This is a genomic window from Sphingomonas phyllosphaerae (assembly GCA_036946405.1).
GTDB lineage: Bacteria > Pseudomonadota > Alphaproteobacteria > Sphingomonadales > Sphingomonadaceae > Sphingomonas > Sphingomonas phyllosphaerae_D.
The window spans coordinates 1,562,613-1,579,281 of record JAQIJC010000001.1 but is presented as its reverse complement, the minus strand read 5'-3'; the positions used below and the strand labels follow the sequence as shown (position 1 = coordinate 1,579,281).

The following is a 16,669-nucleotide window of genomic DNA, read 5'->3' as shown; positions in this document are numbered from 1 at the left end:
CATGCCCGTCGTCCGCGTCCGATCACTGCTGGCTTATGCCCATGCGCTGGCGATCGCGGCGCTGTGCCTGGTCGCCACGCTGCCCGCCGCGGCGCAGACGACGCGCATCACCAACACCGCGCACCTCTCCTTCGGCGCCCCCGACGCGCGCACCACGCTGGCGTCGAACACCGTGACGCTCGACGTCGACCGCACGCGCCGCCCGACGTCGCTCAGCTTCCGCCTGCCGCCGATCGGCTATCGGTTCAGCGGGATGCGCTGCGACACCGTGCCGGAGCTGCGCTTCTCGCCCGCGCCGGTCGACGCCGCCGATCTCGCCCGCGCCGCGCCGCTGCGGACGATCGACACGCGTCAGCCGATGATCATCGTGCTCGACGCACCCGCCGACAACCACGATCCGCTGACGCGCGAAGCCGATTATATCGACGTCGACACCGACCGGGGCACCTTCAAGCTGCCGCTGTTCGAAACCGGCCCGGACACTGGCGTCTTCGCCGGTGGCGTTCCGCGCGGCGGCGAGCATCCGGAACTGTCGGCATGCGATCCCACCCGTTCACGCACACCGAAGCTGCGCATGTCGTTCGAGGGCAACGAATTCAGCGACGCCAGCGAAGCGATGCTGCTGGTCGACCCGGCCGGCTACGTCTTCGATTCCGCGACCGGCGCGTTGATCGACGGCGCGGAAGTGTCGCTGCTCGACGCCAACGGCAACCTCGCCACCGTCTATGGCGACGATGGGATGAGCGCCTATCCCTCGACCGTCATCAGCGGCGGCGAGGCGTATGACTCGAGCGGGCGGCATTACCCGTTCTCGAACGGCAACTATCGCTTCCCGCTGGTCGCGCCCGGCACCTATCACCTGCGCGTCGTCCCGCCGGGCAAATATTCCGCGCCTTCGACCCGCGACCGCGCCGACCTCGCGACGTTGCGGGACCCCGGCGGAAAGTCCTTCCTCATCAACGACGCGTCGTTCGGCGCGCCGTTCACGATCGACTCGCCCGAGCCCTTCTATTCCGACATCCCGCTCGACCGCAGCGGCGACACCGTCCTGCTCGTGACCAAGACCGCCTCGACGCGCGAGGCCGCGCCCGGCGATGTCGTCCAGTATCGCGTCACCGTCACCAACCGCGGCGACATGCCCGCGCGCGACGTGGCCGTCACCGACCTGCTCCCCGCCGCCTTGCGCTATCGACCCGGCTCGACGCGCGGCGTCGACGAACCCGTGCGCGGTAGCGATGCGCACAAGCTCGACTTCGTCATTCCGATGATCGCCCCGCGCGCCTCCGTCGAACTGCACTATGCGGTCACGATCGCGATGGGCGCCAAACCCGGCGAAACCGTCAACCGCGTGCTGGCGAGCGGCAGCGCGGGCATCACCGGCAACGAGGCTGCCGCGGCGATCCGCGTCCGCCCGTTGCTGTTCAGCGACGGCTTCACCGTGATCGGCCGCGTGACCGAGGGCGCGTGCGGCGACCCCGCGCAGGGCCGGCGCGGCGTGCGCGGCATCCGGCTGCTGCTCGAGGACGGCACGTTCGTCGTCACCGACAAGGACGGGCTCTACCATTTCGAGGGCGTGCGCGCCGGGCGGCACGTCGTCGCGCTCGACCGCGCCTCGGTGCCCGCCAGCCACGAGCCGGTCGCCTGCGACGCCGACACGCGCCAGGCCGGCAGCGCCACCTCGCGCTTCGTCGAGAGCGACGGCGGGCTGCTCAAGCGCGTCGACTTCCAGCTGCGCCCGACCGGGCGCACCGCCGCCGCCGACGCCACGCTGCCGGTCGCGGTCCGCAGCGACGGCGCGGCGGCGGGCGCGGGCCGCGACTGGTTCGTCGGCGAGACGCCGGGCACCGCCTTCCTCTTCCCGACCGCCGACCACAATCCGCGCGCCCCCGCGATCCGCGTCGTCGTCAAGCATCACCCCGGCCAGCGTGTCGCATTGACCATCAACGGCGTCGCCACCGACCCGCTCGCCTTCGACGGCACCGACACCGATGCGGGCGGCACGATCGCGATCGCGCGCTGGTCTGGCGTGCCGGTCGTGGCCGGTGACAACCGGCTGGTCGCACGCGTGCTCGACGCCGATGGCCGCGTCGCCGCGACGCTGACGCAGGTCGTCCATTATGCCGGCGCGCCGGTGCAGGTCGTCGCGGTCCCCGACAAGAGCCGGCTCGTCGCCGACGGCCTCACCCGCCCGCTGCTCGCGCTGCGCGCCACCGATGCGCAGGGAAAGCCGGTGCGCGCCGGCACCCTGCTCACCGTCCGCGTCGCCGCCCCCTATGCGGTCGCCGAGGAGATCGCGATCGCGCAGGAGCGCCGCCAGATCGCCGACGGCGCGACGCACAGCGCGCAGGTCGTCGGCGACGACGGCTTCGCCTTCATCGCGCTCGAACCGACGATGCAGAGCGGGCAGGTTCGCGCGCAGATCGACCTCGCCGACCGCGACACCCGCCGCACGATCGACGTCACCGGCTGGCTCGCCGCCCCGGCGCGCGGGCTGACCGTGGTCGGCTTCGGCGCGGGCACGCTCGGCTTCGACACGCTGCGCCGCCACGGCGAGCCCGCGCGCGGGCGCTGGGTCCGCGACGGACAGCTCGCGCTCTATGCCAAGGGGCGGATCAAGGGCGCGTGGCTCGCGACGCTCGCCTATGACAGCGACCGCCAGCGCGACCGCACGCGCGGGCTGCTCGGCACGATCGACCCCGATCGCTATTACACCGTCTACGGCGACGGCACCCGCCAGGGCTATGACGCATCCACCGATCGCAAATTGTACCTGCGGCTGGAGCGTCGCGACGTCTATGCGCTGTTCGGCGATTACGAAACCGGGCTGACCGCGACGCGGCTCGGCCGCTACAGCCGCACGCTGAACGGCGTGAAAGCCGAATATGACGGCCGCCGCCTGCTGTTCAGCGCCTTCGCCGCGCACACCGACGAGCGTTATGCGCGCGACGAGATCCCCGGCAACGGCCTGTCCGGCCCGTATCGCCTCGCCGCGCGCGACATCGTTCCCAACAGCGACAAATTGCGCATCGAGGTCCGCGACCGCTTCCGCCCCGAACGGATCGTCGCCACCACGCTCATGACGCGCCACATCGATTACGACATTGACACCGGCGCGGGCACGATCCGCTTCCGCGAGCCGGTGCTGACCCGCGACGCGAGCCTCAACCCGGTCGTGATCGTCGTCGACTATGAAACCTACGGCCGCGGCCGAAAGCGGGTCGCGGGCGGGCGCGGCGCGGTGCGGCTGGCGGGCGGCAAGGTCGAACTCGGCGCGACCGCGCTCCACGACGAAACCACCGCCACCGCCGACCTCCTCGCGGTCGACCTGCGCGCGCGGCTGACCGCCACCACCGAAGTGCGCGCCGAGGCGGCGAGCGGCGGGCGCGGCGGCGTCGACGCCGGCCGCGCCTGGCTCGCCGAGGCCGAGCATCACGGCCCGCGCGCCGACGTGCTGGTCTACGCCCGGCAGCAGGACCGCGCCTTCGGCGTCTCGCAGCAGAATGTCGTCGAGGCCGGCGCGCGCCGCGTCGGGGTCGACAGCCGCGTGCAACTCGCGCCGCGTCTGTCGCTGATCGCGACCGGCTGGCACCAGCAACAGCTCGATGGCCCCGAAACGCGCACCGCGCTCGATACACGGCTCGAATTTCGGCGCGATCGCGGCACCATTTTCGCTGGCACCCAGCTCGCCAGCGATCGCGGCATCACCGGGCGCGACCGCAATTCGCAATTGCTGACACTGGGCGGCACCCAGTCGGTCCTCGACGGCAAACTGACGCTCACCGGACAGACGCAATTCGCCCCCGGCGGCGACACCGACAGCCGCGACTTCCCCGCCCGCCACCAGCTGCTCGCCGGCTATCGGCTGACCCCCGGCGTCCGGCTGATCGGCGGCTACGAAGTCGCGCAGGGCGCCGGCCGCGACGCGCAAACCGCGCGCCTCGGCTTCGACCTCGCGCCGTGGACCGGCGGCAAGCTGTTGACGACGCTCAATCAACAGGCGTCCGGCGGCGAGAATGCACCGCGTCTGTTCGCGCAATACGGCCTCAGCCAGTCGCTCCCGATCGGCACGCGCTGGATCGTCGACGCCTCGCTCGACGCCAGCACCACGCTGCGCGGCCACGCCGACCCCGCCACCGCGCTCAATGCCTTCGGCACGCTCGCCCCCGGCATCACCGTGCAGGACAATGGCGGCGGCGATTATGCTGCAATTACAATGGGCGCCAGCTATCGCGCCGCGCGCTGGTCGTGGAACGGCCGCGGCGAATATCGCGCCAGCGCGCAGGGCAATCGCTTCGGGCTGACCACCAACCTGTTGCGCCCGCTCGGCGAAGGCCGGTCGCTCGCGCTCGGCGTGCGCTGGTACGGGGCCGGTAGCGCGTCGTCGCTGACCGCCGATGCGGCGCTCGCGTGGCGGCCGATCGACAGCCGCTGGTCGATTCTCGAGCGATTGCAATGGCGTGACGACCGCGCCGGTGCGGGCACGACCGCCGCCAACGTGCTCGGCATCGCGGCGAACGGCGACCTGTTCCAGGCGACGCGCCGCGCGCTCCACAATATCGCGGTCAATTACCGCAGCGGTGCGGAAGGCGACGGCCATGGCATCGAGATGACGCTCTATCATGGCGTCAAATGGGTCCGCGGCAGCTTCGGCGAGGACGACTATACCGGCCTGACCCAGATCGTCGGTGCGGAGGTCCGCCGCGATCTCGGCGCGCACGTCGATCTCGGCCTGCAAGGCTCGGTCCAGCACGGCATCACCAGCCGCACGCTGGCGTTCAGCGCCGGCCCGAACATCGGCGTCTCGCCGGTGCGCGACCTGTGGATCAGCGCCGGCTACAACGTCAGCGGCTACCGCGACCGCGATCTCGCGCAGGACCGCTACACCCGGCGCGGCCCGTTCGTGACGCTGCGCCTCAAGCTCGATCGCAACGCCGCCCCCCGCTGATCCGCCGCTCACGACAGCAGCGCGCGCACCTCGGTCGCCAGCGTCAGCGGCTCGAACGGCTTGACGATCACCCCCTGCGCGCCCGCCGCGTACAGCGCGACCAGCTCATGCGCGCGGCTATGCGCGGTCATGAAGATCACCGGCAGTCCCGGCACGATCTCCCGCAACGCGCCCAGCAACGCCGGCCCGTCCATTCCCGGCATCGACACGTCGAGCAGCGCCGCATCGAACCGCGCATCGGCAAGCGCCGTCAGTGCCGCATCCGCGTTGTCGATCGCCACCACCGCGATCGTCGGGTCCAGCCCCAATGCCAGCGTCACGATCGTCCGTATGTCCGGATCGTCGTCGACGAACAGCAGGTGCAGCGCACCGGTCATCGCCGCGCCTCGCGGTCGCGCAACAGCCGCCGGATCGTCTCGACCACCGTGGTCACGCCGTGCCGCCCCTTGACGAGCACCGCCGCCGCATGGCGCGCGACGTCGGGCGCTACCGCTGCGCCGGACAGGATCACGACCGGGATCGCTCGGCCGCTGCGGTCGATCAAAGCGGGAAGCAGCGTCGCCATATCGATCGATTGCGTATCGAGCAGCGCCAGCTGCGGCGGCTGCGCCTGCACCAGCGCGCGTGCCGCGTCGATGCTGTCGGCGCACACCATCCCGGCGCTGCCCCGGAACGCCAGCGTCATCGTCTCGCACAGGTCATGGTCATCATCGACATGGAGGATGACCGGCAGCGCCGCCGCGCCCGCCGTCGCGTCGCCAACGGCGGGAAGCAGCGGCAGATCGAAGGCGAAGCGCGTCCCGCCGCCCGCCCGATCCTCGAACCAGATCGTACCGTCCAGCCGCCGCACGATCTCGCGTGCGATCGCCAGCCCCAGCCCGGTCCCGCCCGACCCGCGCGCCGACTGGAAGCGTTCGAACAGCCGTGATCGCAGGTCGTCGGGCACCCCGCCGCCATGATCGTCGACGCTGATCCGCGCCCGACCCGCGACCATTTCGGTTCGTAGCGTGACCGTCCCGCCGGCGACAGAAGCATGGATCGCGTTCGACAACAGGTTGGTGACCACCTGCAGCAACCGCCCGGCATCGCCCGCGACCAGCACCGGCGCAGGCGCGGGTACGTCGACCAGGCTCACCTCATGCCGCCGCGCCAGCCCCTCATTGTCGAGTGTGGCCTGCGCGATGATCGTGCGCAGGTCGAGCGGCGTCCGCGCGATCGTCAACTGACCGTTCTCGATCCGGTCGATGTCGAGGATGTCGTTGACCAGCCGGATCAATCGCCGCGCATTGTTGTCGGCGATATCGACCAGCCGCCCCGCCTGCGCCGGCCACGCGCCCGCGCTGCCGGCGCGCAGCAGCGCCAGCGAGCCGACCACCGATGTCAGCGGCGTGCGCAGTTCGTGGCTGACGGTCGAGATCAGCTCGTCCTTGGCGCGGGCGATCCGCAGCCGATCCGACGCATCGCGCAACGACAGCACGAACCGGTCGCCGTCCACGCCATGCATCACCCCGATCGCGACATCGACGATCACCTCGCTACCGTCGCGTCGCCGCGCGGCACGAGCCGGCAAGACGTCGCGGCCGGCGCCGATCGCGGTGCGCCATTCGTCCTCGCCCGCGCGGGAGGGAAGGATCGCCGACAGGTCGCGGTCCGTCAGGTCGGCGGTGGTATAGCCCAGCAGATCGTAGCCGGCGGCGTTGATCGTCTCGATCGTGCCGGCGCGATCGACGATCAGCAGCGTATCGGTGGTGCTCGCGAGGATCGCGGCATTGCGCAGCGCCGCTTCGTGCACGGCGCGCGCCGCCTCGTGGCGATCGGATTGCGAGCGCCACCACGCCAGCATGAACCCCAGCAGCAGCAGGCTCACCAGCGCGCCCGTTACCTCCAGTAGCCGGTAACTGTCGTCGCGATGCGCCCTGAACGATGCGGAACGTTCGGCGGTCCGCGCCCGCTCGGCCGCGCTGGCATCGGTCACCACGTCGCGCAGCTGATCCATGATGCGCTTGCCGCGTCCCGACGCGACCTCGCGCCGCATCGCTGCGACGTTCCCGGCCTCGAACAGCGCGATCGTGTCGTCCAGCTCGGCGAACTTGGCGGCGATCAGCGGGCGCAGCACGCGATCGATCGCCCCGGCGTCGGCCAGCAGCCGCTCGACCTGCGCGCGTGCCGGGGCATAAGGCGCGAGGAACGCCCGGTCCCCGGTCAGCAACAGCCCGCGCTGCGCCGTCTCCGCATCCTTCAGCGCCGACAGCAACAGCAACAGCGTCCGCTCGCGCGCGAACGAGCGCGCCGCGGCGGATTGTGCGTCGACCGCGCGGCGGTATTCGATGCCGGTCCAGCCGATCAACGCCGCCAGCAGCAACGGCATCAGCGTCGCGATCAGGAAGAAGCGCCACCGCGACGGCGGGAGCAGCGGCGGGACGGGCAGCGCCGCCTCGCTCACGAATCCGCACGACCGATCAACGGCTGCGCCGCCAGCAGCGCCTGCGCGCGATTGCTGACCCCCAGCTTGCGGAAGATCGCAGTCAGATGCGCCTTGATCGTCGCCTCGGTTACGCCGAGGTCGCGCGCGATCTGCTTGTTCGAATGCCCGTCCGCCAGCGCGAGCAGCACCGCCCGCTGCGCATTGGACAGCGTCGCCAGCCGCGCCAGCAGGTCGTCCAGCACGGGGGCTTCGGTCGCCGCGGTCGACGGGAAGACCTGCTGCCCGCCATCGACGCGCCGCAACCGCTCCGCCAGATCGTCGAGCGGCAGGCTCTTGTACAGATAGCCTGCCGCGCCGACCGCGCGCGCCGCCTCCACCAGCCGCGGCTCCTCGCTGGCGGTCACCACCACGATCGGTGTGGCGGGCGCGTGCATCTGCAGGGTCAGCAGCCCGGAAAAGCCCCGCGCATCGGGAAGGTTGAAGTCGAGCAGGATCATCCGCAACGGTGCGCGCTCGGCCAGCGTGCGTGCTTCCGCGATCGACCCGGCCGCCATGACCGACACACCGGGCAGCGCGGCGCGTGCCGCCATCGCCAGACCTTCGCGGGTCAGCGGATGATCGTCGGCGACCAGCGCGCGCCCTCCCAACCTGCGACCGTCTTCTTCCATACCCCTGTATGTGCAGCTGTTATCGCTATCGAAGATCGTGGTCGCCCGTCACGCTGTCCAGTGTCAATTATTACCAAAGTCGAGCAAATAGAGTAACATAGCGCAGAATGATCGTGCTGATTAACCCTAATTCGGATACGATCGCTGCCGCGCGCACGATCGCGATACAGCATGGCTGGCCGCATCGATCCTGCTCCACGCCTGTGGTGGCGGCGGCGGGGGCGGACGACATCGTGCTCCACGCCGCCGATCATCCGGCCGTTGCCGATCTGACATGGTCGCCGCTCGCCACCGAGGCACCGGTGCTCGCGCTGGCCCCCGCCGCCTGGATCGCGCGCACCGATTGGGCGGCGCGTGGCTATGTCGCCGCCATCGACGATCGCGACCTTGCTGCGAGCCTGCCCGGCGTCGTCGCCGAATGGAGCCATGCCGCGCGGCTGGCGACCATCGACCGGCTCGGCGACACGTTCGGGATCGCGCCGGTCGCCGGGCTGCTGCGCGGGCTGCGCCACGCGCTGGAGGTGGCGATCGGCGCCTCCGACGACCCGGCGCTGCTCGCCGCCGAAGCGCATCGCATCGCCGGCCTCGCCGGGACGCTCGGCTTCGTGGCGCTCGGCCGACATTGGCTGCGCGTCGCGGAGGGTGGACGGGCACCCACCGCTGCGACCCGGCGCGCCACCGCGCACGCCCTCGCCACGCTCGACCGCGCCTCCTTTACAGGATTTTAGCCACTCATACCGTAGGCACGCGCGTTACCGATCGGCCTGAGAGCGACATGTCCCGCGCCATTGTGTCTTTACCATCGACGTTGCGTGCGCTGCTCGTCGCACTGCTGGCGGTCGTCGGTGCGCTCGGCGCGACCCCGGCGATGGCCGCCGCCTGCACCGCCACCGCGCTGACCGCGACTGATCTCGGCAGCTACTCCCCCGCAGCGGTCGCCGCCGGAGCGGTGCCTGCCCTCCGCAGCCGCGCCGGGCTCACCTGCTCGCCCGGGTTGCTCAAGGTGTTGAGCGGAAATTATATCAAAGCGACCTTCCAGAGCCGTAACGCGCTCAGGCTCCTTCCCACCGCCGCGGGCACACCCTCCCTCGCCTACGCCCTGTCCGCCGACCCGAACAACAATGTTCCGATCGCGCAGAACGGGACGGTGGATTACATGCAGGGCGATCTGCTCAACGTGCTCGGGCTGCTCGGCGGCACCGCGGCCGATCTTCCGTTCTTCGTCCGCCCCGCCGCCACCGCCGCCTTGCCGGAGGGCGTCTATACCGATCGCGTGACGATCAAATGGGACTGGTACATCTGTCAGGGGATCGGCGCGCTCGGCGCGTGCATCCTCGCGCTGGACAAGGACAGCGCCACCACGATCGTCGATATCACGCTGACGGTCGCCGCGCGCAAGCTGGTCATCACCACGACCAGCCGCACGACCTGGGACCCGGTAAACGCCGCCACCTTCCCCAAGGCCGTACCGGGCGGCAAGCGCCGGGTCACCGTGCAAGTCAACAACCCCGATATCGTCGCGACCGAGAGCAACGTCACCGTCGTCACCCCGATCGCGCCACGCCAGACGCTCGCGCTCGACGGCGACGGCACCTCCGCCGCGGTGGTCGCCTTCGCGATGGCCCCGTCCGGCAGCGCGGTCGCGCTCACCTACGACGGGCCGGCGAGCGCGAACGACGACGTCGACTTCTCCGCCGATCAGGGGCTTACCTGGACGTACGTGCCCGGCCCCACCGCCACGCAGGCCAATGCGATCCGCTTCCGCCCGCGCGGTCGCGTCCCCGCGGGCGCAACGCTCGATTTCTCCTTTCCGGTCACGGTGCGTTAGTCGCTCAGCCGCCGCGCGCGACCTGAAAGCCCGCGAACGACTGACTGACCGGCATCAATTCCAGCCGGTTGATATTCAGATGCGGCGGCAGCGTCGCGATCCACAACACGGTGGCGGCGATATCCTCGGCGGTCATCGGCGTCGCGCCGGCATAAAGCGTGTCGGACGCGTCGCGATCGCCGCCGGTCCGCACCAGCGTGAATTCGGTTTCGACCATCCCCGGATCGATCGCACTGACCCGAACCCCGGTGCCGTGCAGGTCAGACCGGAGGTTGAGCGTGAATTGCTGCACGAACGCCTTGGTGCCGCCATAGACGTTGCCGCCGGGATAGGGGTAGCTGCCCGCGACCGACGCGATGTTGACGATCCCGCCCTTGCGCGCGATCAGCCCGGGCAGCAATTTGTGCGTCACCGACACGAGCGCGGTGACGTTGGTGTCGATCATCGTCCGCCATTGCGACAGGTCGGCCTGCTGCGCCGGCGCGGTGCCGAGCGCGAGCCCGGCATTGTTGACGAGCAGGTCGATGTCGCGAAATCGCTCCGGCACGGCGTCGAGCGCGGCATCGCGTGCCGCTTCGTCGCGGACGTCGAACGCGGCGGTGTGCACCTGCTCGCCGCATTCCGCCGCCAGCGCGGCCAGCCGGTCGGCGCGCCGTCCGGTGGCGATCACCTGCCAACCCGCACCGGCCAGCGCCCGCGTCGTCGCCTGTCCGATCCCCGATGTGGCACCCGTCACCATCGCCGTCTTCATTCGTCAGTCTCCCATCGGCCTCGCCGCTTTGGCCGGCGGCGAGGGGCACGGCGCGCGATCTGCAACGATCACAGATGCATTTCCAGCCCCGCCCCCAACGTCTGCGGGTCGCCGACGATGCCACGCCGGCCATCCGGGCCGCGATATTGCAGATATTCGGCGTCCAGCAGGTTGCGCGCGAAGGCGAACACCGTCCAGCGCCCGGCGTCATAGCCGATCCGCGCGTTCACCACCGTCCGGCCCGGCAGGCGGTTCTGGCCCTGCGTCGTGCCCACGTCGGTATAGACCCCGCTGCGGTAATTGGCGTTGACGTTGCCGGTGATCGCGCCGGCCCGCGCGTTGACCCCGCCCGACAGCGTCCAGCGCGGCGCATAGGGGAATTGCGATCCCGCCAGTTCGATGGTGCTGGTGGCGCCCGCCGGCAGGTCGAAGCGGTCGAAGCGGGTGCGCACGTGCCCGGCCGAGAAATAGGCATCGACATGCCGGTCGACGCGCCCCTGCACCTCGACCTCGCCGCCGTACAGATGCGACTTGCCGGCATTGACGGTGTTATAGTCGTAGGCGTTCAACCCGAAGAAGGCGTTGGTCTGCTGGTTGCGCCAATCGACGTAGAAGAGATTGGCATTGACCGTCAGCCGCCCGTCCAGCCACCGAGAGCGCAACGCGCCTTCGTAGTTCCAGCTATATTCGGGATCATAGGCGACGAGGCGCGCGCGGGCGATGTTCTGGCTCGACCCGCCCGATCGATACGCGCGCTGCACGGTGAAGCTGGTGGTCAGGTCGGGCGTCCATTCCATGCTGATCCCGGCCTTGGGCAGGAAGGCATCGAAGCGCCGTGCATTGTCCGCGCGCGCCGACGCCGCCTGCGCGACGAGCGCGAGCACGCCGCGATTGATCGCCGTCACCGCGCCGTTCAGCGCCGTTCCGGCGGCGCCGAAGTCGGTCGGGGCCGGCAAGGTGCCGTTGAACGTGGCGACCGTCTCGGCGCCATAAAGATTGTCCTCGTGATCGTAGCGGAAGCCGCCGAGCAGCGAGAGGCGGTCGGTCACGCGCAGCCGCGCATCACCGAACAGCGCGGCGTTGCGCACCAGCATCGGCTGGTCGGAAAGGTAGAGGACGGGAATCTGCGGCAATGCGCTCGCATAAAGTGTCGCGATCTGCCGCGCCGTCGCCGCAGGGACGCCGCCACCTTGCAGCAATTGCGTGATCGTCGCCACCGGCGTAGCGATATTCACCCGGCTGTCGGCGGCGAGCGCGCCGGAGCGCCGGTACACCCACGCGCCCGCCAGCCCGCTCAGCCGCTCGCCATCGAAATTGAGCCGCATCTCCTGCGTCCACGTCCGGTAACGGCTGTCGTTGTCGATATATTGCACGTCGGCGGCGGTGCCGTCGCCATCGGCGAGCGCCAAGGTCGCGGTGCGGTTGAACGATGTCACGCTCGACAGGCGCAGCCGCGGTGCGATCTCGTATCCGATGTTCAGCACCGCGATGTCGGAGCGGATGTAGCCGCGGTTGCGCTGGTCGTTGGTCGACTGGCGATGATCGTAGAAGTCCGGCGTCGTCAGGTTGGTATATTCGAACAGATAGCCGCCGTCGCGGCGCACGCGATTGTAGCTCGCGCGCAGGTCGAGCCCGGGCAAGGCCCGCGGCGTCCAGTGGAGCTTGCCGCGCAGGTTGAGCAGCGCGAGCGTGTCGTCATAGCCGCCGCGCGTGACGTTGCGGATCAGCCCGCGATCGGCCCGCCGCTCCGCCGAAACGCGGACGCCCAGTTCGTCGCGGATCAACGGCCCGCCCGCCGCCGCGGAAAAGGTGCGCTCGTTGCGATTGGTCCACAGCACGCGTGCATCCGCGCCATAGTCCGAGACCGATGCGTCGCGCGTGGTCAGCACCACGGCGCCTGCCAGCGCGTTGAGCCCCTGGATGGTCGATTGCGGCCCGCGCAGCACCTCGACCTGTTCCACGTCCCACAGGTCGGTCGGGCCGCCGAACAGCGCCTGCCGCGGGATCGGTGCGCCATCGACATAGACGGTTGCGGTGTCGGCATTGCCGCCCGCGCCCACGCCCTGGTTGTTGATGCCGCGGATCGTGAACCCCGACGCGCCATAGGTCGCGGAGACATTGGCGGTGCGATCGTAGATATCCTGCACCGTCAGTATGTTCTCCTGACCTATCCGCTCCGGCGTGGTGACCGCGACGCTGGTGGCGGTCTGCTGAAGCGTGCGGTTCGACTTCTCGCCAGTGACGATGATGTCGTCGGGTAGTGCGTCCTGCACCTGTTGGGCGCGGCCGGGCGTCGCGGCCGCCAGCGCGGCAGTATAGATCAAACAGGCAATCGGCTTCATCATGGCCCCCTTTTGCGGGCCAGTTACGCCTTCAGGTAATGCAAATCAATATCAGTTGTCAGGCGCAGTCCGTCTCGATTACCCACGTTGGGGATCGCGACCGCATCCACTGGTCAGGCCACCGTTCTGTTAGCGATCTCAACCTCCATGCAGGTGCAAGGCCGCGCCCGATCGGTCCCGTACGGCACGCCGATCCCGACCCGCAAAATAACATGTTACGCCGACATTTCATCTTTGTTAGAGCAACTTAGCCGGCCCGCTCGATCACCCATCCCACGCAATCGCTGCCGCGCTTGCCGAGATGTGTCACCGCCACTTCGCAACACATGTCAGGCCAAAAAGCGGTTGACAGGTAAGACATACCATAAGAAGTTAGCGCTATCACCAACGGGGTAAAGACTCGGTCGGTGACGGTGCCTCCGGCCCGTCGCCGCTGACGAGCGATCCCGGAACCGACGTGGGATGACTGCGGCGCGCTCCCGAAGAGGAGGCGTCGAGGGAGAGGATTGAACAAGATGAACAGCCGTCGCTTCGCTCGCGCCACGCGCGCGCTCCTTCTGAGCGCCACCGTCCTCGGCGCCATGTCGTCGACCACCGCCACCGCTCAGGCGCTGCCCCCCACCGCCACCACGGCCCCGGCCGATGGTCAGGACAATGGCCCCGCCACCCCGCCGCTGCCGCAGACCGACGCCACGCAGGGCACGATCGCCGAGGACATCGTCGTCACCGGCTACCGCTCGTCGCTCGCCAAGTCGACCGATGCGAAGCGCGCCTCGACCGGCTTCACCGATTCGATCTTCGCCGAGGATATCGGCAAGTTCCCCGACACCAACATCGCCGAATCGTTCAACCGCGTCCCCGGCATCACGATCAGCCGCGACGTCACCGGCGAAGGCACCAACGTCGCGATCCGCGGGCTCGGTTCGAATTTCACCAACGTCACGCTGAACGGCGCGACGATCGCGGTCGCCTCGTCGGGGTCGACCGACGCGCAGGGCACCGATCGATCGGTCGACCTCAGCTTCTTCCCGACCGACCTGTTCACCAAGCTGACCGTCAACAAGAGCTACACCGCCGACCTGCTCGAAGGCGGCGCGGCCGGTAACATCGATCTGCGCTCGGCGCGCCCGTTCGATCGCCAGACCGGGTTCGTCGCCTATAACGTCCAGGGCACGAAGCAGTCGCCCGAGGACCGGATCGGCGCGCGCGGCTCGCTGATCGGCAGCTGGCGCAGCGAGACGTTCGGCATCCTCGCCGGCGTGTCGGCGCAGCGGCTGTTCACCGACACGCGCGGGTTCGAGACGATCGGCTACACCAATCCGGCGCTGTCCGCCGCGCAGTGCGGCGCGACCTCGGGCTGCAACAGCACCGGCGGCGGCAACTGGACGATCCCGGCAACGGTGCCGGTCGGCGCGGGCGCCGGGCTGGTCGCCGGCACGACGATCGACCGCGCCTTCCTGCTCGCCAACAATCCCGGCGCGACGATCCAGCAGATCGACAACGGCCTGCTCCCGCGGCTCGGCCGCTCGACCAGCATCCGCGGCCCACGTGATCGCTTCAACGCGATCGTCAGCGCGGAATGGCAGCCGACCGACACGCTGCATTTCTACATCGACGGCCTGTACGGCTATAAGAAGAACGAGCTGATCCGCGAGAACATGGCGTGGATCGTCCGCAACGGCGCGATCATCCCGACCAACCTGACCTTCGACAAGTCGGATTGCAGCGCGGGCTGCACCGTCACCGGCGGCACCTTCGCCAACGTGCAGTTCTTCAACGAATACCGCCCCTATACCGAAACCACCAAGCTGGTCAGCGTCAATCCGGGCGGCGAGTGGGAGATTTCGGATCGCCTCAAGCTGACGCTGCAGGGCAATTACGCGCGCTCGACCTTCCACCGCGAGAATCCGACCGTCGGCATGACCACGCCGCTCGGCGTCGGCAACACCGTCACTTTCTCCAGCGACGGTGGCATCCCGACGATCACCAGCGGGCTCGATCTCAACGATCCCAACAATTTCGGCTGGTACACCGGCAGCCGCGTCGGCGTGAACGACGAACGTCGCGTCAATGAGAACAAGGGCTTCCGTGGCGACCTGATGTGGGGCGACAAGTCGCTTAACCTGCGCGTCGGCGGCTCGTATGACGATGTTTCGCGCCGGATCAGGAGCTTCGACGCCTCGCAGCAATGGCAGAATGCGGTCTGCGGCAACAATCCCAGCGCGTTCGTGCCGTCGCCGAACAGCCAGCCGCCGTGCGAGGGGCTGAACGCGCCCGGCGCGGCCCCGGCCGGCTATCCGACCTATCCGGGACTCGGCACCGGCTTCAGCACCGGCGTCACCGGCCCGCTCACCTATGGCGGCTCGCTGGTCCCGAACAGCGCCGCGCCCAGCTACCTGCGCCCCGGCCCGGCGGGCTTCGTGACGGTCGACTTCCCGGCCTTCGCCGCCGCGACCAATTACGATTTCTATCACGACAATGCCGCCGAGAGCGGTTCGTCGACGACGGGCGCGAGCGGCGGTTACATCCGTGAGGTCAACAAGGGCCTGTTCGCCACGGTCAGCGGCGCACAGGAACTCGGCGACAACATGCTGCGGTTCAACGTCGGCGTGCGCTGGGTCAACACGATCCAGACGATCTCGGGCCGCGTCTCGGTCCCCGATCCGCGCAACACCACGGAAAGCGGTGCGAGCCTGCCCGACGGCAGCCGCTATCCGAACATCGTCACCATCGCCGACACGCGCAACGTCTATTCGAAGTGGCTGCCCGCGGCGACCTTCGCCTATGACATCGGCGAACATGCGGTGGTCCGCGTCGCGGGTTCGCGGACGATGACGCGCCCCGATCCCTCGGCGCAGCTGCCGGGCGTCAACTTCAGCGCGCCCTCGGCGGATCAGGCGTCGATCGGCAATCCGGCGCTCGCGCCCTATCTGTCGACCAACCTCGACCTCGGCTTCGAATATTACACCGGGCGCGAGGGCGTGGTCAGCTTCAACGCCTTCCGCAAGTCGATCGAGGGGTTCACCACCACCGCGATCAACACGGTGCCGTTCTCGAACCTCGCGCAATATGGCATCACCTACGACACGCTGAACCCGACGCAGCGGATCGCGCTGGATTCGCGCGGCGGGCCGACCGCGGCGCAGGTGCAGGTCACGTCGCAGGTCAACGTGCCCAACAAGCTGACGATCAACGGCCTCGAATTCCAGTGGGTGCAGCCGCTCGACTTCCTGACGCGGATGATCGGCGTGACCGGCTTCGGCTTCAACGCCAATGCCACGGTCGTCGACCAGCGCAGCGACGGCCCGGCGGTGGCGTTCGGCGTTTCGCCGTTCACCTACAACATCACCGGCTATTACGAGAAGAACGGCATCATGCTCCGCGTCGCGACGACCTCGCGGCAGGGGTCGCAGAACAGCGGCCTGGCGCAGAACGGCATTCCGGCGGCGGCGCTGTACGGGACGGACTATACCACCTACGACTTCTCGTCGGCGTTCGATCTCGACAAGCTGCTCGGCATCCCGGGCGCGCCGCAGTTGACGGTCAACATCGCCAACTTCACCGACGCCACGCTGCGCTCCTACTTCCAGTTCGAGAACGCGACCTTCACGCAATACAAGCCCGGCCGCCAGTTCCTGATCGGCCTGCGTGGGACGTTCTAGAGTTGGTCCACCCAGCTTGAACCATTTCCCATCGTCACCCCGGCGAAG

The 16,669-nt window shown here is 69.2% G+C and carries 9 protein-coding genes; 4 read left to right on the top strand and 5 right to left on the bottom strand.

Features of this window, described 5'->3' with window-relative positions:
• The first annotated feature begins 1 nt into the window (after window position 1).
• A complete protein-coding gene (locus tag PGN12_07575) occupies window positions 2-4,945 on the top strand; it encodes a hypothetical protein (GenBank protein ID MEH3103752.1) in 4,944 nt (1,647 codons plus the stop codon).
• A gap of 8 nt (window positions 4,946-4,953) precedes the next feature.
• Here PGN12_07575 and PGN12_07570 read toward each other — a convergent pair whose 3' ends face one another.
• The 3 genes from PGN12_07570 to PGN12_07560 are packed head-to-tail and all read right to left on the bottom strand — an operon-like array spanning window position 4,954 to window position 8,017.
• Window positions 4,954-5,322 carry a response regulator gene (locus PGN12_07570; protein MEH3103751.1) on the bottom strand — a complete coding sequence of 123 codons (369 nt, stop codon included), beginning with the start codon at window positions 5,320-5,322 and terminating at the stop codon, window positions 4,954-4,956.
• On the bottom strand, window positions 5,319-7,388 hold the full coding sequence (locus PGN12_07565; GenBank protein MEH3103750.1) for an ATP-binding protein: 2,070 nt from the start codon (window positions 7,386-7,388) through the stop codon (window positions 5,319-5,321). Before PGN12_07565 ends, PGN12_07570 begins: the two co-directional genes overlap by 4 nt.
• Window positions 7,385-8,017 (bottom strand): response regulator transcription factor, encoded by a 633-nt coding sequence (locus tag PGN12_07560; GenBank protein MEH3103749.1) that lies wholly within the window; start codon window positions 8,015-8,017, stop codon window positions 7,385-7,387. The genes PGN12_07565 and PGN12_07560 overlap by 4 nt, the downstream gene beginning before the upstream one ends.
• 128 nt (window positions 8,018-8,145) lie before the next feature.
• Here PGN12_07560 and PGN12_07555 point away from each other — a divergent pair, with 128 nt between their 5' ends.
• Both PGN12_07555 and PGN12_07550 read left to right on the top strand, forming a co-directional pair.
• A complete protein-coding gene (locus tag PGN12_07555) occupies window positions 8,146-8,766 on the top strand; it encodes a hypothetical protein (protein MEH3103748.1) in 621 nt (206 codons plus the stop codon).
• Window positions 8,767-8,813: 47 nt separating this feature from the next.
• On the top strand, window positions 8,814-9,866 hold the full coding sequence (locus tag PGN12_07550; GenBank protein ID MEH3103747.1) for a spore coat protein U domain-containing protein: 1,053 nt from the start codon (window positions 8,814-8,816) through the stop codon (window positions 9,864-9,866).
• Between the two features lie 4 nt (window positions 9,867-9,870).
• On the opposite strand, the gene PGN12_07545 is transcribed toward PGN12_07550, so the two are convergent.
• On the bottom strand, window positions 9,871-10,617 hold the full coding sequence (locus tag PGN12_07545) for an SDR family NAD(P)-dependent oxidoreductase (protein MEH3103746.1): 747 nt from the start codon (window positions 10,615-10,617) through the stop codon (window positions 9,871-9,873).
• A 68-nt stretch (window positions 10,618-10,685) separates the two neighbouring features.
• On the bottom strand, window positions 10,686-12,959 hold the full coding sequence (locus PGN12_07540; GenBank protein MEH3103745.1) for a TonB-dependent receptor: 2,274 nt from the start codon (window positions 12,957-12,959) through the stop codon (window positions 10,686-10,688).
• A 515-nt stretch (window positions 12,960-13,474) separates the two neighbouring features.
• Between PGN12_07540 and PGN12_07535 the strand changes: the two genes are divergently transcribed.
• Window positions 13,475-16,621, top strand: a complete 3,147-nt coding sequence (locus PGN12_07535) for a TonB-dependent receptor (protein ID MEH3103744.1) — start codon at window positions 13,475-13,477, stop codon at window positions 16,619-16,621.
• The last annotated feature ends 48 nt before the right edge of the window (window positions 16,622-16,669 follow it).

Bases quoted from the DNA above. Each gene is read 5' to 3' on its own strand.
- PGN12_07575 (MEH3103752.1), top strand. From the start codon at position 2: ATGCCCGTCGTCCGCGTCCGATCACTGCTGGCTTATGCCCATGCGCTG.
- PGN12_07570 (MEH3103751.1), bottom strand. From the start codon at position 5,322: ATGACCGGTGCGCTGCACCTGCTGTTCGTCGACGACGATCCGGACATA.
- PGN12_07555 (MEH3103748.1), top strand. From the start codon at position 8,146: ATGATCGTGCTGATTAACCCTAATTCGGATACGATCGCTGCCGCGCGC.
- PGN12_07550 (MEH3103747.1), top strand. From the start codon at position 8,814: ATGTCCCGCGCCATTGTGTCTTTACCATCGACGTTGCGTGCGCTGCTC.
- PGN12_07545 (MEH3103746.1), bottom strand. From the start codon at position 10,617: ATGAAGACGGCGATGGTGACGGGTGCCACATCGGGGATCGGACAGGCG.
- PGN12_07540 (MEH3103745.1), bottom strand. From the start codon at position 12,959: ATGAAGCCGATTGCCTGTTTGATCTATACTGCCGCGCTGGCGGCCGCG.
- PGN12_07535 (MEH3103744.1), top strand. From the start codon at position 13,475: ATGAACAGCCGTCGCTTCGCTCGCGCCACGCGCGCGCTCCTTCTGAGC.